Genomic DNA, 22,073 nt, shown 5'->3' with positions numbered 1-22,073 from the left:
AGCTATTGCAGAAATATCACACTAGGCAGCAAGTTGGGGAAAACCCGGAAATCGATTCCCCGCGATTCCTGCGACTCTTGTCACGGAGTCAGCCTCACACTAGGTTAAATCTTGATTACTAGACTGCAATGCGGCGGACCTAGTCACCACAATTTAAAAGCGTTTTGTGCCTCGATTGAATGCGAGGCAATGGCGAAGGATTCCGCCATTGGGAACGCAGTCGGAGACAAGCATGAATTGGACAGACGAGCGCGTCGAAAGGCTCACGAAACTTTGGGCCGAGGGTTTGAGCGCCAGCCAGATCGCCGCGCAGCTGGGCGGCGTCAGCCGTAACGCCGTCATCGGCAAGGTTCATCGTCTTTGCCTGCCAGGGCGCGCGAAAGCCGGCGGCACGTCTTCGACGGCACGCTCGACAAAGCGGAATGTCGCACCCGCCCGTCCGACCACTTTCGGCACCCGCCCTGCCGCCCCGCGCACGACCGTTCGTGCCGAAGGCGCTACGATGGTCAAGGAAGACGCCGAGCTCGACGCAACGGCCCCCGTGCAGTTTCGCCCAACCTCGAACGCCGTCGTCCCGGTCGCTCGCCGCCTCGGCCTCACCGATCTGACGGAGCGCACCTGCAAGTGGCCTGTCGGCGACCCGCTGAAGGACGATTTCCATTTTTGCGGCCATGAATCGCCTGACCAGTCGCCATACTGCACCTATCACCAGAAAATGGCCTATCAGCCGGTCCACGAGCGCCGTCGCGCTGCCCGCTAGGCAAAGGCCGTCAGGAATAACGAAAACGGGCCGCGAGGCCCGTTTTGCGTTTGGGACGGAGCGAGTTCGAGCCTTGGGGCCATCGCCGCAGGGAAGCCGCCTCGCGCAGGACCTGAACGCCTGGACAAACGCGGAGAACCCATAAAAAAACGGGCCAAGCGGCCCGTTTCCAATTGTTGATGGCTGGTAGTGCGTCAGACTTCCATCGAATAGCCGGCACCGCGCACGGTGCGGATGACGTCCTGCATGTTGGAGAAATTCAATGCCTTGCGCAGGCGCCCGACATGGACGTCGACAGTCCGCTCGTCGACATAAATGTCATGGCCCCAGACGCCATCGAGCAACTGCGAGCGAGAAAATACGCGGCTAGGCGAGGTCATCAGGAACTCCAGCAGGCGGAATTCCGTTGGCCCAAGCCGGACTTCGCGGCTCTTGCGGTGAACGCGGTGGGTTTCGCGATCAAGCTCGATGTCGCCGCAGCGAAGAACGCTCGACAGGACTTCCGGACGCGCGCGGCGCAGCATGGCGCGCACGCGTGCCATCAGTTCAGGCGTCGAGAACGGCTTGACCACATAATCGTCCGCACCGGTGGAAAGGCCTCGAACGCGCTCGCTCTCTTCGCCCCGCGCCGTCAGCATGATGATCGGCAGACGCTCAGTCTCCGGCTTCATCCGGAGCCGGCGGCAAAGCTCTATGCCGGAAACGCCTGGCAGCATCCAGTCGAGGATGAGGAGGTCAGGGATGCGCTCCTGCAAGCGCATCTCGGCTTCATCGCCCCTCAGGATCGTGTCGACCTCGAAGCCTTCAGCCTCGAGATTATAACGCAGCAAGACGCTGAGCGCTTCTTCGTCTTCAACGACGGCAACTCTCGGAACCATGGGGCCCGCTCTCCTTCAACAGCCTTTTGGGCTTATTCCGTCATCGCGCCGACGGTATTGGCAGTGTCGTCCTTCGGGCGGTCGCCCTCGGGCAGTGCGCCGGTCGCCATGTAGAAGATGGTTTCCGCAATGTTGGTCGCGTGGTCGCCGATGCGTTCGATGTTCTTGGCGCAGAACAGCAGATGCGTGCAGGTGGTGATGTTGCGCGGATCTTCCATCATGTAGGTGAGCATCTCGCGGAACAGCGAGGTGTACATCGCGTCGATTTCCTCGTCGCGCTCGCGGATGGAGACGGCCTTGTCGGGCGAACGGGTGGTGTAGACGTCGAGGACTTCCTTGAGCTGGACCAATGCCAGTTCGGAGAGATGCTCGATGCCGCGGCCCAGGCTGCGCGGTACGCCGGTGCCCTGCACGGCCAAGACGCGCTTGGCTGTGTTCTTGCCAAGATCGCCGACGCGCTCCAGATCGGCTGCGATACGGATCGAGCCCATGATTTCGCGGAGGTCGGCGGCCATCGGCTGGCGACGGGCAATGGTCAGGATCGCCTTGTCGCCGACTTCGCGCTCGGCGTGATCGAGAATCGTGTCGTCGGAGATGACCTTCTGGGCCAGACCGACGTCGCCATTGACCAACGCCCGAACGGATTCGCCAACCATCTGTTCTGCCAGACCGCCCATTTCGGAGATGCGGCGCGTCAGGAACTTAAGATCTTCGTCATAAGCTGAATGAATATGTGTCGAAGCCATGTTTCTATCCTCAAATTGAAGGGCGTCAAGGGAAGCTGGTCTGCTCGTCGCGGCGACGACATCGCAATTCGCCTATTCGAGGCCTTCTTTGTTATCGGGCTAATCCACGCCCTTTTATGTCAGGGCAATGAAACAATTATGACAGGCTAAATCACTGATTTACAAGGTGATCCAATAACTAAACTTTTACTCGTCCGGCACCGTCAGAAGCGGACTGTGAAATCGGTGCCGCGACCCACTTCCGATTTCACGATCAGGCGGGCCCGATGGCGCGTAAGGATGTGCTTGACGATTGCCAAGCCCAGACCTGTACCCTTTTTCGAGCGGCTGTTTTCGACGCTGACGCGATAGAAGCGCTCCGTCAAGCGTGGCACGTGCTCCGCCGGGATACCGCCACCCCGATCAGACACGGTAACCTCGATCGGCTCTCCGGGTGCATTGCGCAACGTCACGTCGACACGCTTTCCTTCCTGGCCGTATTTGCAGGCATTCTCGATGAGATTCTCGAACACCTGCACCAGTTCGTCGCGGTCGCCGGTGACCTCCGCCTTGCCTGATGGCATGTGGAGATTGATGGCGACGTCGAGATCCATGGCGAGCGGCAACAGCGCATCCCGGACATGTCCGAGCAGCGGCACGAGATCGACCTTCTGGTCCGGCGCCAGGTGCGATTTCAGCTCGAGGCGTGACAGCGACAGCAGGTCGTCGACCAGACGGCTCATGCGCGTTGCCTGGTCGAACATGATGGCAAGGAACCGCTCCTGGGCCTTCGGATCGTTGCGGGCGGGGCCCTGGATCGTCTCGATGAAGCCGCGCAGCGAGGCCAGCGGCGTGCGCAGCTCATGGCTGGCATTGGCGACGAAGTCGGAGCGCATGCGGTCGATGTGGCGAAGCTCGGAGACATCCTTGAAGCTCAGCAGAAAGAAGGAATGGCCGCCATATTCATGCGGCGGAAGATCGATCGGCTTTATGCGGACGATAAAAACGCGCTCGGACGGCAGCCGCTCGGAATGCTCTATCTGGTTCGGCACCCCGGTGGCAATCGTTTCCCGCACCATGTCGAGAATGCCCGGCGAGCGGAGCTTGGCGGAGAGATGGGCGCCGAGCGGAAAGCTGTCGAGGGCGCGCTCGGCCGCAGGGTTCTGGTAGACAACCGACGCCTCCCGGTCGAGCACCAGGACCGGCATGTCGAGGCCTGCAAGACCGGCTGTCATTGGTTGCAGCAGGCGCTCAAGGTCGATCGGCACCGGCTGGGCACTCTCCTGCGGCTTGTCGTCGGCGACAAGCGGCGCACGCAGCAGGGCGACGATCACGACCAGCAGCAGCACGACGGAAACGAGCGTTGCATCGGCGCCTTCTGCCAGCGCCAGCGATGCGACCATGAGGGCCAAAAGCAGGATTATCCCTTCCTGCCTAAGCCTTCGCGCGAGCGTCTTCCAAAGTGGTCTGTTTTCTTCCAACGCCGCTTGTCCGATTCTTCCGTCCATGTTGCCCAAGGCTCGGACTCATATAGCAAATTCATGACAGAAGTTTCCGGCTCCATCCACTCTACTGCCGAGGTTCCTCCCTATCGACGTCTCAAAGAGCCTGAAGGCTTGAAACAAAACAGCAAATATGTGCCTTTCAGGCTTGTGTATAAATTATTACTAAACCTTTCAGGGGCGAGGGCCGGCGTGGCCGAGGAGGAAGCATGGGCGAGCAAGGGGAAAGCCGGGCCGTCGAACTCGAGCTGCATGGCAAGAGCCGCATCTTTGATGTCGACGATCCGATCCTGCCCGACTGGGTCGAAGAGAAGGCGCTCTCCTCCGGGGATTTTCCCTACAAGAAGAAGATGAAGAGCAGCGACTACATGAAGGAACTGAAGTCGCTGCAGATCGAGTTGGTGAAGGTGCAGTTCTGGCTGCAGGCAACCGGCAAGCGGATCATGAGCATCTTCGAGGGGCGCGACGCGGCCGGCAAGGGCGGCGCCATCTTCGCGACCTCATCCCACATGAACCCGCGCCTGGCGCGCGTGGTGGCGCTGAGCAAGCCGAACGACCGCGAGGCCGGACAGTGGTATTTCCAGCGCTACGTCGATCAGTTTCCGACCTCAGGCGAATTCGTCCTGTTTGATCGCTCCTGGTACAATCGGGCCGGCGTCGAGCCGGTCATGGGTTTTTGCACGCCGGAGCAATACGAGGCCTTCCTGCACCAGGCGCCGCAGATGGAAAAGGTCATCGACCATGAAGCCATTCTGTTCTTCAAGTTCTATCTCGATATCGGCCGGGAAATGCAGCTGAAGCGCTTCCACGATCGACGACACGACCCGCGCAAGGTGTGGAAGCTGTCGTCGATGGATATCGCCGCGCTCGACAAATGGGACGACTACAGCAAAAAACGCGACAGGATGCTGAAGGACACCCATACCGACTACGCGCCCTGGACCGTGGTGCACGCCAACGACAAGCGCCGGGCGCGGCTGAACCTCATCCGCCATATCCTGACGACGCTCGATTATACCGGCAAGGACCGCGACGCGATCGGCGAGATCGACGGAAAGATCCTCGGCTCCGGTCCTGCCTTCCTCAAATAGGCGGCCAGCCGCGCCTCAGGGCGCGGCGTTTCCGGGCAGCACGCGGATCGCATAGATATTGACGCCGGTCGACTTGCCGTCGACATCCGTGTTGAAAACCAGATTGCCGGATGCGTCGGCGGGCAGAGTCGCGTTGAAGCGCAACTGGAAGAGCGCGTCGGATTTCTGGCGCGTCACATCGAACCGGTGGCGCCCGCAGCCGCCGTAGGAACCGAAGCTGCATTCGACGGTGATTTGCGTCGGTGCATCGGTGATGGCCTGCAGCGTCATGGCAACGGTTGCCGGCTTACCCGACAGCTTCTGCAGCACCGCTGTCGGCACCGGGATGGCGACATTGCCGGTCGTGCCCGACGACTGCGAAGTCACCCGGACCGTCGGCCCCTCGTTCTCCGAGGCATTCTCGACCTTGGCTTCGGTGCCGCTCGTGGCCTTGCCTGCATCGGTCGGCCCAAGGATCTCGATCCAGTCGGCCGAGAACCTGTCCTGCGGGTCGATCGTGGCGAGACCTGCATTGCTGCCGGAATCGAGATCCGCATTGTTGTCGTTGGCGTCGTCGTCCTCCGGCGTGACCTGGGCCGGCTGGTTGTGCACGGCCGTATCGCGCTGGGCCGCGGTCAGCAGCACGCCTGACGTCTTGATCCACCAGGCACCCATTCCGAGAAAGGCAATGAGGATGCAGAACACCAGCAGGCGCGAAAAGAACTTGCGAGGCTTGCGACGGCTGACCGCGCGCTCGGGCTTGAAATCGAGGCCCGGCGATGCGGCCGGTCGCGCGGGAGCGTCCGGGGCGCCAATATCGGCAGCAAGATGGTCCGTTGGGTCTGCACGCATGCCGCCAAGATCGCCGTCATCCGGGACATCGGCAGCGGAGGCAACGGTGCCGCGCGTTTCGCCGCGCAACTCCATACCCGGCTCGCTCAAGGCTGCCTGCTGCGGCGCCTGGCGCGAGACACCCGTGAGCGGTGGTGGCGCCAGGGGCGGCTCGATCGGTCCAGCAGGGGCGGCAGGGGGGACTGGCTGCGGGGCGACAGGGCGAGCCGGCGGGACCGGCTGCTCTTGAACGGGCTCGGGAGCGGTCGGCGCGGCGGCACGCAGGCGCGCGCGTTCTTCGCCTTCGATGCCGCGAATCGTCATCTCCAGCCGCTGGCGCTGCGCGGTGATGATTTCGACATCGGTGATGTCCTGCTTGCGCAGACCGGCTTCCAATGCCTGGCGGGCCGACTGGTAGACGCGGGCCCGGACCTCGGGATTATCGCGCTCGGATCGCTCCAGAGCATTTCTGATGGCCGTCTCTAATCCGCTCACATCCGGTCCTTCACTCTGACGCCACGCAATCTTTACACATTACTAACGAAAATCGGTAATGCCCCATACGCCGATACGCAAGTGTCGGTCCCTTCCCCACGCCATTCGGTCGGGGATAAACGCCCGCTGGGCATTCGCAGCAAGATAGCGGCCCTCCAGCCACCATCAAGGGTATGGTCGACAGCACCTCTGATGCCGTCGAGCCGAGCGCTGCTTTTGCCGGCGCCTCTAAGCTGCTATCAACAGGTGGCGTTTGCGGCTGTTCCAGCGGCAAGTCAGGAAAGGGTGTCGCCCATGGCTCTTCCGTCTGTCCTCACACACGGCCTGCGGCTGCCGGTGGTCGCCTCACCGCTGTTCATCATTTCGCATCCTGCGCTGACCCTGGCGCAATGCAGAGCCGGGGTCGTCGGCAGCTTTCCGGCGCTGAACGCCCGGCCTGAAAGCCAGCTCGACGCGTGGCTGGCGGAGATCACCGAGACGCTCGCAGCCCATGACGCGGCCCATCCGGACCGGCCGGCGGCGCCCTATGCCGTCAACCAGATCGTCCACAAATCCAACCGGCGGCTGGAGCGCGATCTGGAACTCTGCGTGAAATACAAGGTGCCGATCGTCATCTCGTCGCTCGGGGCAGTGCCCGAGGTCAACGCGGCAATTCATTCTTATGGCGGTATCGTGCTGCATGACGTGACCACACTGCGCCATGCGCATTCGGCCGTCTCCAAGGGGGCCGATGGGCTGATTGCGGTGGCGGCGGGCGCCGGCGGCCATGCGGGAACGCTGTCGCCTTTCGCCCTGGTGCAGGAAATTCGCCAATGGTTCGCGGGGCCGCTGCTTCTGGCCGGCGCTATTGCGACGGGCGGCGGCATCCTGGCAGCGCAGGCAATGGGCGCCGATCTCGCCTATGTCGGCTCGCCCTTCATTGCCACGATCGAGGCGCGGGCGAGCGAGGCCTACAAGCAGGCGATCGTCAGTGGGAGCGCTGCCGACATTGTCTATTCCGACTATTTCACCGGCGTCAGCGGCAACTACCTGAAAGCTTCGATCCTTGCCGCCGGCCTCAATCCGGAGGCGCTGCCCGCAGGCAAGGCAAGAATGGATTTCGAAGAGGCGACCTCAGGGGCAAAAGCCTGGAAGGACATATGGGGCTGCGGCCAGGGCATCGGCGCCGTCGATGCAGTCGTTCCGGTCAAAAGCCTCGTCGACCGGCTGGAGCGGGAATATCACGCCGCCCGCTCACGGCTGCTCGCCTGAGGCGGCACAAGGCGCGTACGGTTTTTTTCCAATCCACCGACAGAGCCCTTGAATTCTCCATCCAGAGCCTGTATCAGCCCCAATCACACCGCAGCGCTGCCTCAAACAGCGCAATCGCCGCTTTAGCTCAGGTGGTAGAGCACATCATTCGTAATGATGGGGTCAGAGGTTCGAGTCCTCTAAGCGGCACCATTTTCCCGGCTCAATATATTGAAATTCCTACCATTTTAGCTGACGCTGTTCCTGGTTATCCCCCTTAGTATCCCCCCACGTGGCGACCATAGGCGCTCCCGAATATCCTTTCACATTCCCGTGAAGACATGTCGGTTCAGGGGAATTCGAGTGGTGCTCTTGATTTGACTTGGATGCTTTCAAAGCATCAATTACAGTGCCGGTAGGTGTGCGTTAAACTGCCCACTTCAGACGAACGCTTTCGAGCCCGGCCGCTAGTGCTGCGTTAATCTGCCGGCTTCTCTGCAGGGCTGAATTCCCTCGAGGCTGTCAGCCGGCTTTGCCAGTTTGCAGTGAACTGGCCCGCTAGGGCTTGGCTGTCCATAAATAGAACATTCTCGGCATTCCGCTTCTCTGCAGATGCCGTGTAATTGAAAGACCCGCCGATTACTAAATGGTCATCGATTATGATGGTCTTGTTATGGGCAATGGCTGGCTATCAATCCAGACGGGGATGCCGGCAGCCTCCAGAAGCGTGGCGCCTGAATACCGCCGTTCGTTGACCTTGTCCAAGATTGCCAGGACCTCGACGCCCCTATTAGCGGCGCGCTGCAGGGCGTGGATGATGGGCAGAGACGTGAGGCCGTATGCCTGCAGTTTGATAGCGCTCCTGGCAGCGTCGATCGCCTCGACGATTTGGGGCTCGCAATGTTGGGCTGGCGTGAAGCAAACCGAAGTGGCGACGGTTACAGATGAATTGCCGGCATATGCCGAGATCGGCGCAATGCCAGCTACTGCCATGATGCAGATGAAATGGCATATCGTACTACGGTAATTGGCCATGATGAGCTCCGATGGGTTGCGACAACCATACTCGATTACAGACAAAGCCACCCGGACGGCTAACCGTGGGTGGCTTTGGATAGGATCTAGGCAGGCGGGCCCGCCGCAATCGAATAGTTTATTGGGCGGCCTCCATAGCCTTGATTTGATGGAAAAGGCCAACTTTCTGACCGAAAGACAAATCGGCCTCTTCGAGCGAGAAAACCAATAGAGCCTGAAGATAAGCGTCGCTGCACTCGCCATGATTGGATGGCAGGTTTTTGGCTGCTGCCGCCATCACGCGGCGACGCTCGCAATTCAGGTATTGCTCAATGACGTGAAGATACTCGCCTGCAGACGTCAGGCGGTTACAGTCCGGTCCCGTCTCCACGCAACGGGGTTGGGACAGAATGCCGTCGAGCATTTGTATGCAGGTGGACAGGCCGTCATAGATCGCCGCGTAGCCGCCGCCGGCGATGGGGGGAGCTGCAGCAATGTCTTCCATCATCCTTAACCCGTCGCAGAGCCCTTCACGGCCAAGCGCCCCTTCGATGTTATCGAAATAGGCCATAGCGCCACTGACAAGGGCTTGCGCCATCGATCCGTCGCCTACGGCCTCCAGCTCCCTCTTTGACAGGCGTAGCGCTGCCATGGCCCCCGGCGCGGTGCTGGCCACATAGCCGGCGCTCCTGATTTCCGCGACCATAGCCTGTAGCGCCGCCTCTTCGGGCCCGCCCTGAATAACGTCGAGGCAGTTGAAAGCCCGCTCTGCTGAGAGATAGCGTGCGACTGCGTCGTGTAGCTTGTCAGCGTATCTTGAGACGGTTTGGCTTGCGGACTTCATTACACGCCCTCCCCTATGGCCTGCAGCTCGGCTAGAACCTCGCCTAGCTTTTCATTGACGATGTTGGCAACCGTTTGGATTGCCTGCATATGGGTCGGATCATTTATGCCGGCGGCCGCGAGAAAGATTGCCTCATTGAGAGAACGGGCTGACGTGAGCTTGTCCTCAACGCCCATAAGGCGCGACGCGGCGGCTGCCGTGATAGTGTCGGCGCGGGCGGTGGCAATCCGGTCTGCCTCTTCAATCATGGCCATGTCGAGCTGACTATTGCCACCCTGAGAGCTGACGCTGACCTTCATAGCGAAATCTGCCAAAGTGGCAGCAGGGATGGCCATAATCAGGGCCTTTAGGGCAAACATGCGGTCATGTGCCGCGTCTGCGTCCTTTGACTCCTGCGGGTCGCTCGCAAGCTCTAACTGTTTGCTCCATTCGCGGAACAGCGCTGGAATTTCTGAGGTGGCTTGGCTTTTGGGCGAGCGAAAGCGGGCGATGTTCGCGGCCATGTTGCGTTCGCTGAGTTCTGCCATGTCTCGCGCCACCCATAGGAGAGAGCCCACCCGGTCGAGGTCAGCATTTGCGCCCTCGTCGCTCCCGCGAGGTATCTCAATAACGATGTTGGTCACTGTCCCGATAAGGTGGGACAGGTGCGAAATATCGCTGTGAATGTCATCGGCGGTAAGCGTGCCGGCAGCCTGGGTTGTCTTTGGCATTTGGTTTCCTCCTTCGATTGCTTCGGGTATGCGGATGGCACGCGTGGATTATTTGGGCAGGGATGCGGCTTGATTGCTCGCCAGCGTCTCGTCGGACAGCAGCCGAGCGACCGACATGGCGTATTCGTTGACGGCGCCCATGAAGCCAATAATCAGGCCCTTGCTGGTATCGGCCTTCATCATGTCGAGCACGATGCAGGCGAGCAGCGTCGTGTTGCCGTTGGTCGGATGCTTGCCGACATAGTCGAGGTATTCCATTGCCAAAGCGCGGCCATGGTCCCAGTCGCCGGAATAGCTGCCCGTCGTCTGTGCGCGAAAGTGATTGACGCCGCCGCCGATCGATCTAGGCGCCATGAACGAAAGCTCGACGGCATGGCGGGGCTGCTGGCCCCTTCCTGCTTTGCGTGAGGTCATATTATGCTCTCCCTTCTAGTGATGCGATTTCCTCGAGAACGGTGCGCCGATCGGCAAGCGTCGGCATTTTCCAGCCACGGCTTTCAATGCGCGTCAGCTCCAGAGTGAGTTCGTGGATGCGGTCGGCGGCGCGCTGCTGCAGGGACTTCATAGCGTCGGCAATCCGCTGCTTTGCCCAAGCCCAGGCAGTGCGGAGACAGCGGGCAAACAGCTTGCGGCGGTCAGCGGTGAGGCTTGGCCGGCTCATACGCGTGTCGCGGCGGTAAATGGCCCAAGCCTCTGACATGATGGAGCGGACATCAAACTTCGAAGAAAATGCGGTAACCATTGCCATATCCAATCGACGATTTTCGTCTATTGCCAACGATTACCATTGATTAACGTTACCAGTCAACGGTTTTCGTTGGTTGTGGACTTAAATCGTTTATTGGACTAGGGTTGCCGGATGATTACATCAGCACAGTCTCGCGCCGCTCGCGGCCTTATCGAATGGTCTCAAGAACAGTTAGCCCACGCGTCGCACCTTGGGCTTTCTACAATCCGTGACTTTGAAAAAGGTCGCCGCGTACCAACTCACAATAACCTGGCCGCAGTGAAGCAAGCTTTTGAAGCGGCTGGGGTCCAATTTATCCCCGAAAACGGTGGCGGCGCTGGTGTGCGGCTGGCAAAGCCGAAGGGGGAATAATGGCTAAGGGGAAAGGGTTTGACGGATCAGCGAACGACTACCGGGATGGGTAACCTCGGCCCAGTAACGCTTTCAGACATGGTGGGTCACGATGAACTCTTGGAGAAGTACACGTGGCTCAGCGCTCAAATGTTGAACAAGTGGCGGGCTGCCGGCCGTGTCAGGTATCTTCACGGCAAAAGCGGAAAAATTGCCTACCCTATCGAGGATATCCATGTCGCCCTTACATTGGAGCTTAGATTGGATGTTCCGGCGCCTTCAGAGACCAAAGCCACGCCACCTAAATCGAACAAGGACGACACCCCTGAGGTCGCGGAAATACTCCGTCGGCTCTCGCTCGAGAAAATATTCGGCAAGGGCAACATTCCTGCGGAATACCTCGAGCCTACGACGATCGACCCCACGTCTTCGGTATCTGAGGTTGATCAAATTAAGCGCCGCCAAATCCATGACGAAGTAACCATGCGAACTGGTCGCAGAAAACACAGCAAATAAAAAGTCCCGCCGCCAGTGCCGAAGCTCTATCAGCCTTTTGGAAGCGACAGGCACAATACCCCTTTTCATCTTGTCCCAGCGATTTGGACCAACTACGGCGGCCGTCGAATGCTTATGCCGGTCTGGCAAGTATTGCACAGGCCCGAGGGGTGGACACTTTTGCACCACCGATAGCGGCGGCAAGAGCTACTTGCGAAAGTGATGACGCAAAGTGAACCGGCAAAGTAGTAGCTAGCGGCCACACTTAGTCGTCGATTTCGCCCTCATCGTCGGATGTTGAACCAGACTTGGCAAGCGTCCGGAGCAGCGACAGCACAGCAGTCCGCTGCTTACGCGATATGGCGTCGAGCAACTGCCCTCCCTTCATGGAGGCCTGAGACTGCCGAGCGCGAGAGGGAAGTGGGGCAGCGTCGGTGCTCGAGCCGAGGCTGACATCTTCGGTGCCCTCGAATAGGTCGCCGATCTCGCAACCAAGCGCTCGGCACACCATTACCATTCGGCTCGCGCTGATCCTGTTCGCTCCCTTCTCATATTTCTGCACCTGCTGAAATGTTATGCCGAGACGTTCGGCCAATGCTTCCTGCGATACGCGACTGCGAAGGCGGAGCGAGCGAATGTTGGCGCCAACTTGGAGGTCGATGGCGTGAGGGCTATTATTCATAAAAATCTCTGCTTTGCGTTGAGAGAACATAGTTGCCTACTACGCTCGCTCGGCATCATTACGATGCAGTCGCGTGTTGATAGTATTGATTTTGCCTAATGAAAGGAAATAGAACCGGCTCGTCCTAAAAGCTTGGTTGTTGGTATATAAGCACATAATTAAAAATTGGGACTGCCGATGGGAAAAACAAAATCTCGATCCGGAGACGGGTTCCACGAGCGCGCAGCTCTACTACTTTATATGCAAAATCTAAACCGCCTCCGAGTGTTCACAGCGCTGCGCGAAGGCGAGACAAAGGTAACTGATTTAGCGGCAACGCTCGAGATGTCCCAATCCACAGTGTCGCAACAACTCATAAAGTTTCGCAGGGCCAAGCTTGTCACCACGCGCAGAGACGGCAACAACATCTACTATTCCTGTTCCTCAAGTGAGGTAGTTGCAGTGCTTGATCTCCTTGCTGACCTCTTTGAGACGCGATGACAGGTTGACAGCTCGGCGTCGCCCACGGTCGCGACTGCCCACTAGACCGGTGACGTTCGTTCGGGTGCGCACTGAAACTTTGTCTAGCTCATGCACGTACCTCCTTGGTAGGTTGCAGAGCTAGGACAGACGCACTTGAAAACGGGCTTGTTTTTCTTAGGTATTTTGACAGCGTTCAGTTGGGGCTTGGCCTTCTATTTTGCCTACCAGAGCCAGTAAGGGTGCGGCTGGAAGCTCTGCTTTCCACGTAATTGTCCGCGAACCTTTAGCTGAGCTCAAACGTTCTCCGGCTCGGAGAATCTGAGATGAGAAAATCAATACGCAATACCGCCTTGATCATAGCCATCGCCGTTGCATGGCTTTTCGGGTCGGTCTGGGCATTATTTCAAGTCGGGCACGGCCTTGGTTGGCTTTTTTAACAGACACAATGGCTCTTCTTCGCTTAAAAAAGCTGAATTATCAGCCATCCGGCCCGGGCTCGACCGGTGCCGGCGGGTCGCTCGGCGTAATGATGAATGGTATCCGCGCGGCGACACCACATGGATTGGACCGATGAAGTTCTGCAGCGGGTTGCAGATATAGTCGAGCGGGCACCCGACAAGCCGCGCAACGTCTGCCTCATGCATATTTCTCCTTGCGCACATCCTCGGCCAGGGTGAGATAGCGTCGGCTGATTTCAACCCAGCTGTAGCTGCGCGCAGTGGCAATTGAACCAGCCTTCAGAGTCTCAAGCTGTTCTTTCGAAGACAAGACGCGCGTGAGTTTCTTTGCGATATCGCCGCCGTCCCGGCTGATGCCGTATCCGTTGACGCCGTCCTTTAGATATTCCTCGATACCGCCCACCCTGGTCGCCAACACGGGAATGCCGCAGGCCATCGCCTCCATGCATACGAGCGAGAACGTTTCATAGGCCGTGGGGAGGACGAAGACGTCTGCTGCCGGATAGATCCTCTCCATATCCCGGCGCTCACCCGCAAAGACGATCCGGTTGGCGAGCGAGCCTGCCATGTTGATATAGGGCTTGCGGTTATCAGAGCCTACCACCAGCAGCCACACCGACAGGTCATCCAGCGCCTGCATCGCTTCTATGACATAGGCGAGACCCTTGCGGCTGAATTCATGACCGACGAAAAGGAGCAGCCTGGCGCCATCCGGTATTTTGAATTCCGCGCGTACGGCCTTCCGAACATCGGGCGTATCCTGGAATTTGGCCAGATCTATACCGTTCGGAATAATCTCGATGCGCTCGGCCGGCACGCTGTAGTTGACCATCAGCTCGTGCTTGACGCGGTCGGATACCGCGACATAGCGGCGATAGCGCAGGCCCCCGATCATCAGGCGGTCACGGATCGCGACCCAAGCATGCAGCGGATTGAGAATCCAGCCCCACTGTCCCGCCCGGCGCTTTTCCTTGAGGTTTTCTGCATTGACGGCATGAACGACGAGAATGTCGCCATAGAGCGTATCGCCATGGCTAATCAGGATATTGTCGCGCTTGGGCAACGTCACGAAGCTGGCAGCAATGGTAAAGGCCGGCACGACCATCAACCGGCCGACGTGCCGGAACAGGCCCCTCTTTGGCAGGTGCGACAGCCAGGGAGCGATCGGCCGCATCCTGACGTGCTGCGGCGGATGTTGCGGCACATGCGATGCAACCACGGAGTTCACCTGGCCCACGTGGCTGAAGGCGATAGATAGGTCCCAGGCGACCCGTTCCGCTCCCCCAGCGGTATTGAATTCCTGGATGATCTGAACGATCTCGAACGTCATGTACGGAGCCGATGCTTTAGTTTGACCAGCCACGTCATGTGGTGGACTCAATCTATGAGGTAACTATCAATTAACCTGTCCTAATGGTCTGTCGAGAACTTAAGTCATTGATGGTTAATTGCGATTCAGTTTCCCAATACGATACATTAGTGCTTCCTGTCCCAACTTGGGCCCTTATTTGTGGGCAGGGCGCAGGATCGAAGCGCGTTAACCCTGGATGCAAGTGAACGTTGATGGTTTGCCTGCCGCAGATTAGATTTATTGGCGCATTGAGGCCGTGTTTTATGCCAATTCACCATCTCGCTTCCGACCGCAAAATCGAAACAAAGCAAACGCGCTTTGGCAAATGGATTTACATCATCCATCTCAAGGAAACTAAGTCACAGCCGAGCCGCAGATTTTCGACACAAGAGGACGCGATCAACGATGCGCAGAAACTGCTCTCCTACATGGCCTAATGAGGATGGAGGTGAATGACCAACGACGCGCAGCAGTAATCCTCCGATCCACAAGCGAGCAAAGGTAAGCATCGATGACCAGGCAGCACCATGCCACCCAGGGATAAATTCCCTCTTTCACCTCCAGGCGAGCGTCCCAGGATCGAGGTCCGCATCCTCCGGATCAACGCCGATGGCACCCTTGATGAGTTGTCCTGCTTTCCTCTCGACTATTACGGCTCATGCCCGAACGTCGGCGATACCGTGGTGGACAGCACGCTGGGAGAACCCAAGTTCTACGCCGTTCAACGTCGCTATTTTGTTAGGGAGACTATCTCTTTCTCCGGTTGGGCCGTCATCGTGCGCGAGATCGATGCTGTAGGGCCTCCACTCGAACTATGGGAAGAGTGGAGATACGCCACCAAATTGTGGGACGATGTCGCAGCCCAAGAGGAAGAGGAATTCAATCGAGCGACCGACGAGCAAATTAGAGAACGCCCTGTTGTTACACGGTCGTCGACCAAGCCCATAAAAAAAGCCATGCGCAAACGAGTGCTCAAACCGCGACCGCCTACCAAGTAACCGCGCCACCGCGACAAGGACCGAATGGAAACCACGCCGAGTCATTGTAGCGGTCTGTGAAAAATTACCGGGCGGCGGCGCAAATTCACCAAGGGCCGCTGAACGCGGCTTGAATTTGATCCTGCTTCCAACAAGCAACCAAAAGTAAACGATGACCTTGCCCCCAAGTTTTATCCAGTTTTGAGTTCGCTCCAGCGGTTTTTGGTTTCTGTTGTTGGGTCGGTAGCGGCGGGTTGCGGTGCGGAGCCATTTCGGCTGCGCGACGAATTCTTGAATGAAACGCTGTTCTCGTCGCTTGCTCATGCCCGGTCTGCACTTTCAAACTGCGTAGCGATTACAACGATCAACGCCCGCATTCAGGCCTTGGCTGGCTGACACCGGCCGAATTCGCTCGGACACTCANGTGATGCGGTGCTGCGCAGCCGAAATGGCTCCGCACCGCAACCCGCCGCTACCGACCCAACAACAGAAACCAAAAACCGCTGGAGCGAACTCAAAACTGGATAAAACTTGGGGGCAAGGTCAGTTGATCGCCCTCAGTGGATCGGCGAACTCCCCGATGAATTCGCTCCGTACAACGCATCGCTTGAGCCCATCATCAAAGCGATGCTGAAGGCAGCGACAAAAACTGACGGCTTAGTTCCTGTTCACTTGCGGACGCCGCTTTCATTGAAAATCTCGGAGTTTTCCTCTCTGACGGTGTCATGCGCGCTCCTGAGCGAAGACTTTACACCCGCTACAGATGCGGACTATGCCGAACTACGGACATCAGCGTGGGATCTTCCTGAAGGATCGCTTTTTTCAGGTTCGTCACGTCCACTGCCCGCCGATGACTACGCACGGCCGACACTTCAGGGCACACGGCTGCCATTTTGCGTAGACATTTTCCCATTCCCTTTCGGCTATTGGATGGGCGATCTGTTGCACCTCGGCTTAAGCCTACCAGCGAGCTATATATTCGATAAGCCCATTTCCTATCACTGCAAAGGAGGTGGGATCCTCACAGAAATGAATGGCCAACCAATTGGGCGCTGGACGACTTGGAACGATCATTGGAATTATCTTTATCCAAAAGGCGGCAACACGCGCTGTGGCTCCGTTAGCGAAATGCGGCCCGCCGACATAATCGCCGCCGCAGATCGTTTTGGGCTGAAGGTAGGGTGGACAGCCGATATAAAAATTTGGCGTCGAGAAAAAAGCTACGATGAGCTTGAGCTAGTCCAGAAGAGCACTTTTTTCTTCGACGACAAAGTGATTGTTCGGTAACGCGGCCTCCATTAAGGGTTGAGTGTCCGCTATACTGAGGGGGCGGAGTTTCCGCTCGGCGGCACGAGGACAATGACAGACGAGCAAAAAATCATCGAGCGTTACGCGAGCGGCGAGCTCCTCGAGCTATTCGTCGAGCGCATGCGACGCCATCACCGTGATGACGCTGGCAAAGTGTTTAAAGCAACGCTTATCAAGCTCCACAATGAGGGGATGATCGACGTTCTCGAACCCGCACGTACGATTTCCAGTTCTTCGATAAATCAACATGACTTCTTTGTGGCCATGCACGTCTATTGCGAACTCATTCCGGCTCTTCAGGCCGAGGTGCCCGCGATGGTTTCCGCAGTGAAGTCTTTGGTTGCACGCGCGGGTGATGATCTTGCCTCCGGAAGCCCGAATGGCGCTTTTCGAACATGGGCCGAGCAAGGTGACCGTGCTCGGGCAACGCTCTCCGCGGTAAACGAACAAGACCCAGAGGATGCTAGCTATATTTTCCTAGGCCTCCAGGTTCTCGCAACGCGGTCGCCTGACGAGGCGCTCACCAGGGCGATTGCATACCTCGGAGGCGCGGCTGCACCAGCGCGCTCGGCCGCAGCGAAAGTAGTCGGAACCATCGCCCTCGGGAGCCAGGAGATGTGTGGCCGTGCTGTCGATGCGCTGTTTTCCGCCAGTCCTACTGCCGACGACAATTCGCTCGGCCATATCGTCACCGCCATGTGCGAGATAGCTCGTACCCATCCCGATGTGGAAGCCTCGGCGGTCAGGTTGCTTAAGGCTGCTACTTTACGAGTCGGTGATCACGCAATCCATCAGCTTTCGCTCGAACTGATGTTTCATGGCGAGGAACTGTCCCCGAAAATCGTGGCATGCGTCACAGCAATTCTACAACGGGTTGCGCCTGGCAACCGCGGGACGCTCGACAATATCGACGCCGCGGGCAGTAAACTTGTTACAAGTGGACGGCTGGATGAAGCGCTCTCTTTGATCTCGCCGCTGATCGTGGCACATGACGAGCTTAGCTCACTTAAAGAGTTCGATAGCTTTTCCTATTCGCTGCTTCAACTCCCACCCGATCAACTGGCGAAAGTGATCATCGCCTGGCTGCTGTCTCTCAGTTACAATTTGGGCCATGCAGCTATGTCGCTTGTTGGAAGTCATCATGGCGATGCGGCGCTAATTCTTGGGGTCGACCATGCCACTCTCGAGCGACCAGATGCCGATAAAATCGTGCTCGCCCATCGTGCGATCGGCTATCTGTTCATTCATCCAATCACGGCTGCCTCACTGATACTCGGGCTTATTCCGAGCGTCAGTGAGGCCCGCCGCGAAGTGTTCGTCGAGCTTCTCTTTGATCCATTGTTGATCAACTTTTCGGGCGCATTGGCGCATTGGCTAAAAGAACGCGCCAAAGATGAAAACGACACTGCACATCACATCATTACAGATCTGCTCGCTCGGCTGGAGTCTTACATTGAGGGTCTGCGCAAAGCTGGTCGGATCAAGGAGTTGCGTCCTTCGGAACGCGAGCGGCTGATCGAGGGTCATCGCCAGCAACAGTCTATGCGGCAGGTACACAAGCAAGCAGAGAAGAGGTCGGTGCTCATGTCACTTGTGAGCCGTTCGGTCCTGCTTTATGGCAATCGTTCGATCAGCTACTTCGGAGGGTCAGACGGCAAGAAGCAACGCAACGAAACCAAGATGCACAGCTTCAGCCATAGTATCGAGGCGCCACGTCTCGACATTCTCGAACCGTTCGATCTTGACTACAAACTGCGGGTTTTCCGCGCCATGCGAGGCCCGCAGCCGTGAAGCTTGTCATTCGTGAATATCTCGCTTCCTTGCGCGAACGCGGTGAACTTGACGCCGTGTTGCCCGATTTGCTTACCGAGCTAGGATTTACAGTGTACTCGCGTCCCGCGCGGGGAACGCGCCAATATGGCGTCGACGTCGCGGCAGTCGGCAACGGACGTGATGGTGTTCGCCGCGTCCATCTGTTCTCGGTCAAATCTGGCGACCTCGACCGCAATGAGTGGAATACGTCCTCGCCGCAAAGTCTCAGGCCATCCCTCGACGAAATACTCGATCACTACATCGCTAGCCGTATTCCGCCCGAGTATGCAGCGCTGCCGATCGCTATTTGCCTTACGTTCGGCGGTGCGATTGATGAGCAGGTTCGAGCTGAAGTGACCGGCTATATGACCCGAAACACCACCGCACGCGTCAGCTACGAAGAATGGAATGGAGACCGATTAGCGGACGTCATCCTCCGCGGTATACTGCGCGAAGGCTTGCTGCCGCACGTACTGCGAAGCCATCTGCGCAAGAGCGTCGCGATGGTTGAGGAACCCGATATCGCACTCGATCATTTTGGCAAGCTCCTGCGCGCGGTGGCGGATACGCCCGGCTCTACCGCGACGGCACGGCTGTCTCAGGCCCGGATGATAAATATTTGCCTGTGGATCATGTTCGTGTGGGCACGCGAGGCGAACAATGTGGAAGCGCCTTATCGGGCCAGTGAACGCGCCAAGCTTGAGGTCTGGCATCTGCTAAAGACCGATGTCGCGCGCTCAGGAAAGACGGCAGAAGCAGCGGGCTTTGTCATCAACGAGCTTTTCGAGCTTCATTTCGCGATCTGGGACGAATTGTTCGAGAAAAAAATCTTGCCGCACGCCGATGCCAGGCACGCGCTTTCATCGGCAGTTGGATCCTATGCATCGCTTGATGTAAACCTTAAGCTATTTGAATTGGTCGGGCGCCTGGCGCTGCGAGGCTTATGGCTCGTGTGGCAACTCGCGCCAACCAGAGGTCCTGTCGTGCTCGATGAGGTTTATTTCGGAACGCTCCCCACAATGCTCGCCGAAGTCAACAAAGCAACGCTGGCACGGATCGACGGACTCTGCATACAGCTTATGAAAATCGTCAGCAACAATCGCGCGCTATTGTCTCCGATCGGTGATTGGCAGGCAATTGATATTGGCCTTGCCTTCACGTTTCTCGCCTGCCGCCCTGCCATGCACGGCGCGATAGATCAATGGACGGAAGAACTGGTCAGCCGTAGTATTTTCGCATTCAACGCTCATGGTCGGTATCCAGTGATCAGTCCGTCCTATTGGGATCTTATCGTTCATCCGTCCGAACGTAGCGAGGAATATCGTCAAAATTCCACCGAGGGCAGTATTCTGTATCCGATGCTCGCGCAATGGGCAGCAGCTAGGGGCAAACAGGACGTCTTCGACGAACTGGCGGAGTTCAAGACTAAATCGCTCGCCCATTGCACATTTCAGACATGGTTCCCGGACGACGACAGCGAAGACAACATTTACCTGGGGCAGGACAATCACGGTGCCGTCCTCACCGACATTCCTGTTACAGCGGGTTCGCGGGATGCACTGAATTTCGTATTAGAAGAGGCCACCAACAACCCACATTACGATGCTTTGTCCGCGGTCCGCTTTGGCCATTGGCCGATCGTGCTCACAGCGTGCCGATGTCACCGACTGCCTGTTCCACCACAGGTCTGGCGCGACCTTCTCCCCGCAATCGGCCCACATGTTGAGGACGGACAGCATCCAACGGGTTACGACGCATGTTAGGGATTGCGACAACAAGGATTCGCCCTCTCACCGAAGAGATTGTGAATGATATTGTGGAGCGTGCAGGTGGCCGACGCGCCCATCCGGATCACGACCGGCGAGCTGCTAGAAACGCCGACTACGTCGTCGGCAATGCAGTGATCGAGCTAAAGATTCTTGATGACGAAGGCCTGAGCAAAGCAGATCGGCAGGCCAAGCTTGCTGCTTTGTTCACCGTGCTCGACCCGGAAAGACCGGTTCATGTCCTAGATCGCGAGCGTCTCGATCTGGCCGGACGGCGGAGTTACGATCGCACGATGGAAGGCCCGATTAAGGGCGCGGTTAAGAGCGCGAAGGGGCAGCTCGCACAATCTCGATCCGAATTTCCGGAGACGAAACGATCAATTCTGATGATCGTCAACAACGCCAACACGGCGCTTGATCATGATGAAATCGTTGAAATGGCGGGCCGCCGTGCACGAAATGATACTGAACAAATCGACGGCGTTGTTGTTGCCGGCGCCTACCTTCACAGCGATGGTTTCGATACGATCGCTTTATGGCCGATCAATTATGTTCCTATCTCCCTTGATATGGCCTTCCCGGAGTACGAAGCGCTGCGGAAGGCGTTTCATGGTTACGCCGAGTGCGCAATGACGGATGCGATCATCAATGGCGTGTCAGCCGATATGACGAAGGGACCAATCCTTGATACGGCCTTTGAGGTCGACGGCAAGACCTTCGTCAAACCCGCGCCTCCGATGGGAAAGAGCTCCGATTTCTACCTCAGTGGTCGGCCGCGTCTGAACAGCACTGGGAGCGAGAGAAGCCCGATCGTGGGGCTTACATTTCCTGAACTCGATCGCAACGAGTGGGCCAAATTTCGAATCTATATGCCTGAAGATGCTTCACTTGGTGAGCGCTTCGAGGAATGGGGTGCTCAGCGAGAGGAGGCGATCTCTCAAGGAACGCCGCTCAGGCCCTTGGTTCCCATTCCGGTTACGTTCGCCGCATGGAGTTCAAGTCTTATCGGTGGCACAGCCCCGCGTCATTTCATGCCGGTACGCGAGTACGCCAACCGACTCTACCAGCAGGCGATAACCAGCCTGATCGACGGCGCGCGCGATCTGGAAAATACAAAGGTGATCCCCAACCGATATATCCTCGCAGTCACAGAATTAATCGGGCAAGACCAAGCCAACGACGTATCCCATATTTTCCTGATTGAGCGGTACATTGGCGCTGAGGCGCAGCAGACAGCAATTGTCAAGAATGCACGGATCGTCCATCTGCATGCCTGTACGCTCGGTGCATCCTATGCCGTAAAGCATGGCGTTACATCACTCCGTTGGAAAAAGGTGATGACTTACGCATGGTCGTAAAGCCACTCGACTACGATAGAACTTGTCCACTTTGTCAGTCCACAGTCTTAAAGCTGACGGGCTGCTCTCGGCCCCAAAGTTGCCGTTCCAAAGTGACCTGAGACCAACTTTCCCTCCAGTTCTCGGGACAGTCTTGGGGGCAGAGCAATCAGAGCATGTTGAGAGTGCTGTTATGATCCAAGAAATTGAAAATCCAGTAGGTTTCTGAATCTTGGGACGCTCGTCGCGTAGTGAGCGGATTGACACGCGCAAGTTAAATGCCAGCTT

Annotated in this window: 23 protein-coding genes, 1 tRNA gene and 1 pseudogene; 13 read left to right on the top strand and 12 right to left on the bottom strand. The window is 57.7% G+C overall.

What is annotated here, in order from left to right:
- Window positions 1–232 precede the first annotated feature (232 nt).
- Entirely contained in the window at window positions 233–760 is a 528-nt protein-coding gene (locus tag VH564_RS00190) for a GcrA family cell cycle regulator (RefSeq protein ID WP_423337821.1), read from the top strand.
- 194 nt (window positions 761–954) lie between these two features.
- On the opposite strand, the gene phoB is transcribed toward VH564_RS00190, so the two are convergent.
- The 3 genes from phoB to phoR form a co-directional block, all read right to left on the bottom strand.
- A complete protein-coding gene (gene phoB / locus VH564_RS00185; RefSeq protein ID WP_423337820.1) occupies window positions 955–1,638 on the bottom strand; it encodes a phosphate regulon transcriptional regulator PhoB in 684 nt (227 codons plus the stop codon).
- 32 nt (window positions 1,639–1,670) lie between these two features.
- On the bottom strand, window positions 1,671–2,384 hold the full coding sequence (phoU, locus tag VH564_RS00180) for a phosphate signaling complex protein PhoU (RefSeq protein WP_423337819.1): 714 nt from the start codon (window positions 2,382–2,384) through the stop codon (window positions 1,671–1,673).
- Window positions 2,385–2,587: 203 nt separating this feature from the next.
- The gene (phoR, locus tag VH564_RS00175; RefSeq protein ID WP_423337818.1) at window positions 2,588–3,871 is read right to left on the bottom strand and encodes a phosphate regulon sensor histidine kinase PhoR; all 1,284 of its coding nucleotides are present in this window, start codon (window positions 3,869–3,871) and stop codon (window positions 2,588–2,590) included.
- Window positions 3,872–4,074: 203 nt separating this feature from the next.
- Here phoR and ppk2 point away from each other — a divergent pair, with 203 nt between their 5' ends.
- Window positions 4,075–4,956, top strand: a complete 882-nt coding sequence (gene ppk2, locus VH564_RS00170) for a polyphosphate kinase 2 (protein WP_423337817.1) — start codon at window positions 4,075–4,077, stop codon at window positions 4,954–4,956.
- 15 nt (window positions 4,957–4,971) lie between these two features.
- Here the strand turns inward: ppk2 and VH564_RS00165 are convergent, their stop codons facing one another.
- Window positions 4,972–6,261 (bottom strand): hypothetical protein, encoded by a 1,290-nt coding sequence (locus VH564_RS00165; RefSeq protein ID WP_423337816.1) that lies wholly within the window; start codon window positions 6,259–6,261, stop codon window positions 4,972–4,974.
- A 294-nt stretch (window positions 6,262–6,555) separates the two neighbouring features.
- Between VH564_RS00165 and VH564_RS00160 the strand changes: the two genes are divergently transcribed.
- Window positions 6,556–7,512: an NAD(P)H-dependent flavin oxidoreductase gene (locus VH564_RS00160; protein ID WP_423337815.1), complete on the top strand. Its 957-nt coding sequence runs from the start codon at window positions 6,556–6,558 to the stop codon at window positions 7,510–7,512.
- Between the two features lie 116 nt (window positions 7,513–7,628).
- A tRNA-Thr gene (locus VH564_RS00155) sits at window positions 7,629–7,704 on the top strand.
- Between the two features lie 265 nt (window positions 7,705–7,969).
- Here the strand turns inward: VH564_RS00155 and VH564_RS00150 are convergent.
- The 6 genes from VH564_RS00150 to VH564_RS00125 form a co-directional block, all read right to left on the bottom strand.
- On the bottom strand, window positions 7,970–8,131 hold the full coding sequence (locus VH564_RS00150) for a hypothetical protein (protein ID WP_423338690.1): 162 nt from the start codon (window positions 8,129–8,131) through the stop codon (window positions 7,970–7,972).
- Window positions 8,132–8,148: 17 nt separating this feature from the next.
- Window positions 8,149–8,526: a hypothetical protein gene (locus tag VH564_RS00145; protein ID WP_423337814.1), complete on the bottom strand. Its 378-nt coding sequence runs from the start codon at window positions 8,524–8,526 to the stop codon at window positions 8,149–8,151.
- A gap of 118 nt (window positions 8,527–8,644) precedes the next feature.
- Window positions 8,645–9,349, bottom strand: coding sequence for a hypothetical protein (locus VH564_RS00140; RefSeq protein ID WP_423337813.1), 705 nt, complete (start codon window positions 9,347–9,349; stop codon window positions 8,645–8,647).
- Window positions 9,349–10,059, bottom strand: coding sequence for a hypothetical protein (locus VH564_RS00135; protein ID WP_423337812.1), 711 nt, complete (start codon window positions 10,057–10,059; stop codon window positions 9,349–9,351). The genes VH564_RS00140 and VH564_RS00135 overlap by 1 nt, the downstream gene beginning before the upstream one ends.
- A gap of 48 nt (window positions 10,060–10,107) precedes the next feature.
- Complete coding sequence (locus VH564_RS00130; RefSeq protein WP_423337811.1) at window positions 10,108–10,473, bottom strand: hypothetical protein; 366 nt, start codon at window positions 10,471–10,473, stop codon at window positions 10,108–10,110.
- 1 nt (window position 10,474) lies between these two features.
- On the bottom strand, window positions 10,475–10,837 hold the full coding sequence (locus VH564_RS00125; RefSeq protein WP_423337810.1) for a hypothetical protein: 363 nt from the start codon (window positions 10,835–10,837) through the stop codon (window positions 10,475–10,477).
- Between the two features lie 81 nt (window positions 10,838–10,918).
- On the opposite strand from VH564_RS00125, the gene VH564_RS00120 reads away from it, so the two are divergent.
- Together VH564_RS00120 and VH564_RS00115 are read left to right on the top strand one after the other, a co-directional pair.
- Window positions 10,919–11,158 carry a helix-turn-helix domain-containing protein gene (locus VH564_RS00120; protein WP_423337809.1) on the top strand — a complete coding sequence of 80 codons (240 nt, stop codon included), beginning with the start codon at window positions 10,919–10,921 and terminating at the stop codon, window positions 11,156–11,158.
- Window positions 11,159–11,203: 45 nt separating this feature from the next.
- The gene (locus tag VH564_RS00115; RefSeq protein WP_423337808.1) at window positions 11,204–11,653 is read left to right on the top strand and encodes a hypothetical protein; all 450 of its coding nucleotides are present in this window, start codon (window positions 11,204–11,206) and stop codon (window positions 11,651–11,653) included.
- A gap of 244 nt (window positions 11,654–11,897) precedes the next feature.
- Here VH564_RS00115 and VH564_RS00110 read toward each other — a convergent pair whose 3' ends face one another.
- Window positions 11,898–12,344 carry a helix-turn-helix domain-containing protein gene (locus tag VH564_RS00110; protein WP_423337807.1) on the bottom strand — a complete coding sequence of 149 codons (447 nt, stop codon included), beginning with the start codon at window positions 12,342–12,344 and terminating at the stop codon, window positions 11,898–11,900.
- A gap of 147 nt (window positions 12,345–12,491) precedes the next feature.
- Here VH564_RS00110 and VH564_RS00105 point away from each other — a divergent pair, with 147 nt between their 5' ends.
- Window positions 12,492–12,794 (top strand): ArsR/SmtB family transcription factor, encoded by a 303-nt coding sequence (locus tag VH564_RS00105; protein ID WP_423337806.1) that lies wholly within the window; start codon window positions 12,492–12,494, stop codon window positions 12,792–12,794.
- Window positions 12,795–13,412: 618 nt separating this feature from the next.
- Here VH564_RS00105 and VH564_RS00100 read toward each other — a convergent pair.
- Window positions 13,413–14,564 (bottom strand): glycosyltransferase family 4 protein, encoded by a 1,152-nt coding sequence (locus VH564_RS00100; RefSeq protein WP_423337805.1) that lies wholly within the window; start codon window positions 14,562–14,564, stop codon window positions 13,413–13,415.
- Between the two features lie 548 nt (window positions 14,565–15,112).
- On the opposite strand from VH564_RS00100, the gene VH564_RS00095 reads away from it, so the two are divergent.
- The 6 genes and pseudogenes from VH564_RS00095 (at window position 15,113) to VH564_RS00070 (ending at window position 21,806) form a co-directional block, all read left to right on the top strand.
- Entirely contained in the window at window positions 15,113–15,583 is a 471-nt protein-coding gene (locus tag VH564_RS00095) for a hypothetical protein (protein WP_423337804.1), read from the top strand.
- A gap of 252 nt (window positions 15,584–15,835) precedes the next feature.
- Window positions 15,836–16,090 (top strand): annotated as a pseudogene (locus VH564_RS00090) (integrase core domain-containing protein); the annotation flags it as partial.
- A gap of 3 nt (window positions 16,091–16,093) precedes the next feature.
- Window positions 16,094–16,849, top strand: a complete 756-nt coding sequence (locus tag VH564_RS00085; protein ID WP_423337803.1) for a hypothetical protein — start codon at window positions 16,094–16,096, stop codon at window positions 16,847–16,849.
- Window positions 16,850–16,921: 72 nt separating this feature from the next.
- A complete protein-coding gene (locus tag VH564_RS00080) occupies window positions 16,922–18,661 on the top strand; it encodes a hypothetical protein (protein ID WP_423337802.1) in 1,740 nt (579 codons plus the stop codon).
- Entirely contained in the window at window positions 18,658–20,445 is a 1,788-nt protein-coding gene (locus tag VH564_RS00075) for a hypothetical protein (RefSeq protein WP_423337801.1), read from the top strand. The genes VH564_RS00080 and VH564_RS00075 overlap by 4 nt, the downstream gene beginning before the upstream one ends.
- On the top strand, window positions 20,439–21,806 hold the full coding sequence (locus tag VH564_RS00070; protein ID WP_423337800.1) for a hypothetical protein: 1,368 nt from the start codon (window positions 20,439–20,441) through the stop codon (window positions 21,804–21,806). Before VH564_RS00075 ends, VH564_RS00070 begins: the two co-directional genes overlap by 7 nt.
- Window positions 21,807–22,073: the final 267 nt, after the last annotated feature.

Origin of the sequence: Rhizobium sp. HT1-10, from assembly GCF_049472505.1 — a bacterium.
Taxonomy (GTDB): domain Bacteria; phylum Pseudomonadota; class Alphaproteobacteria; order Rhizobiales; family Rhizobiaceae; genus Rhizobium.
The sequence above is the reverse complement of the archived record's forward strand: the minus strand, read 5'-3'. Positions and strand labels throughout refer to the sequence as shown.

Excerpts from the sequence above, each read along its gene's own strand:
- VH564_RS00110 (WP_423337807.1), bottom strand. The coding sequence starts at position 12,344 with ATGTTCTCTCAACGCAAAGCAGAGATTTTTATGAATAATAGCCCTCAC.
- VH564_RS00135 (WP_423337812.1), bottom strand. The coding sequence starts at position 10,059 with ATGCCAAAGACAACCCAGGCTGCCGGCACGCTTACCGCCGATGACATT.
- VH564_RS00145 (WP_423337814.1), bottom strand. The coding sequence starts at position 8,526 with ATGGCCAATTACCGTAGTACGATATGCCATTTCATCTGCATCATGGCA.
- phoR (WP_423337818.1), bottom strand. The coding sequence starts at position 3,871 with ATGGACGGAAGAATCGGACAAGCGGCGTTGGAAGAAAACAGACCACTT.
- VH564_RS00105 (WP_423337806.1), top strand. The coding sequence starts at position 12,492 with ATGGGAAAAACAAAATCTCGATCCGGAGACGGGTTCCACGAGCGCGCA.
- VH564_RS00190 (WP_423337821.1), top strand. The coding sequence starts at position 233 with ATGAATTGGACAGACGAGCGCGTCGAAAGGCTCACGAAACTTTGGGCC.
- VH564_RS00080 (WP_423337802.1), top strand. The coding sequence starts at position 16,922 with ATGACAGACGAGCAAAAAATCATCGAGCGTTACGCGAGCGGCGAGCTC.
- phoB (WP_423337820.1), bottom strand. The coding sequence starts at position 1,638 with ATGGTTCCGAGAGTTGCCGTCGTTGAAGACGAAGAAGCGCTCAGCGTC.
- VH564_RS00100 (WP_423337805.1), bottom strand. The coding sequence starts at position 14,564 with ATGACGTTCGAGATCGTTCAGATCATCCAGGAATTCAATACCGCTGGG.
- ppk2 (WP_423337817.1), top strand. The coding sequence starts at position 4,075 with ATGGGCGAGCAAGGGGAAAGCCGGGCCGTCGAACTCGAGCTGCATGGC.
- VH564_RS00070 (WP_423337800.1), top strand. The coding sequence starts at position 20,439 with ATGTTAGGGATTGCGACAACAAGGATTCGCCCTCTCACCGAAGAGATT.
- VH564_RS00095 (WP_423337804.1), top strand. The coding sequence starts at position 15,113 with ATGCCACCCAGGGATAAATTCCCTCTTTCACCTCCAGGCGAGCGTCCC.
- phoU (WP_423337819.1), bottom strand. The coding sequence starts at position 2,384 with ATGGCTTCGACACATATTCATTCAGCTTATGACGAAGATCTTAAGTTC.
- VH564_RS00130 (WP_423337811.1), bottom strand. The coding sequence starts at position 10,473 with ATGACCTCACGCAAAGCAGGAAGGGGCCAGCAGCCCCGCCATGCCGTC.
- VH564_RS00115 (WP_423337808.1), top strand. The coding sequence starts at position 11,204 with ATGGGTAACCTCGGCCCAGTAACGCTTTCAGACATGGTGGGTCACGAT.
- VH564_RS00140 (WP_423337813.1), bottom strand. The coding sequence starts at position 9,349 with ATGAAGTCCGCAAGCCAAACCGTCTCAAGATACGCTGACAAGCTACAC.
- VH564_RS00160 (WP_423337815.1), top strand. The coding sequence starts at position 6,556 with ATGGCTCTTCCGTCTGTCCTCACACACGGCCTGCGGCTGCCGGTGGTC.
- VH564_RS00120 (WP_423337809.1), top strand. The coding sequence starts at position 10,919 with ATGATTACATCAGCACAGTCTCGCGCCGCTCGCGGCCTTATCGAATGG.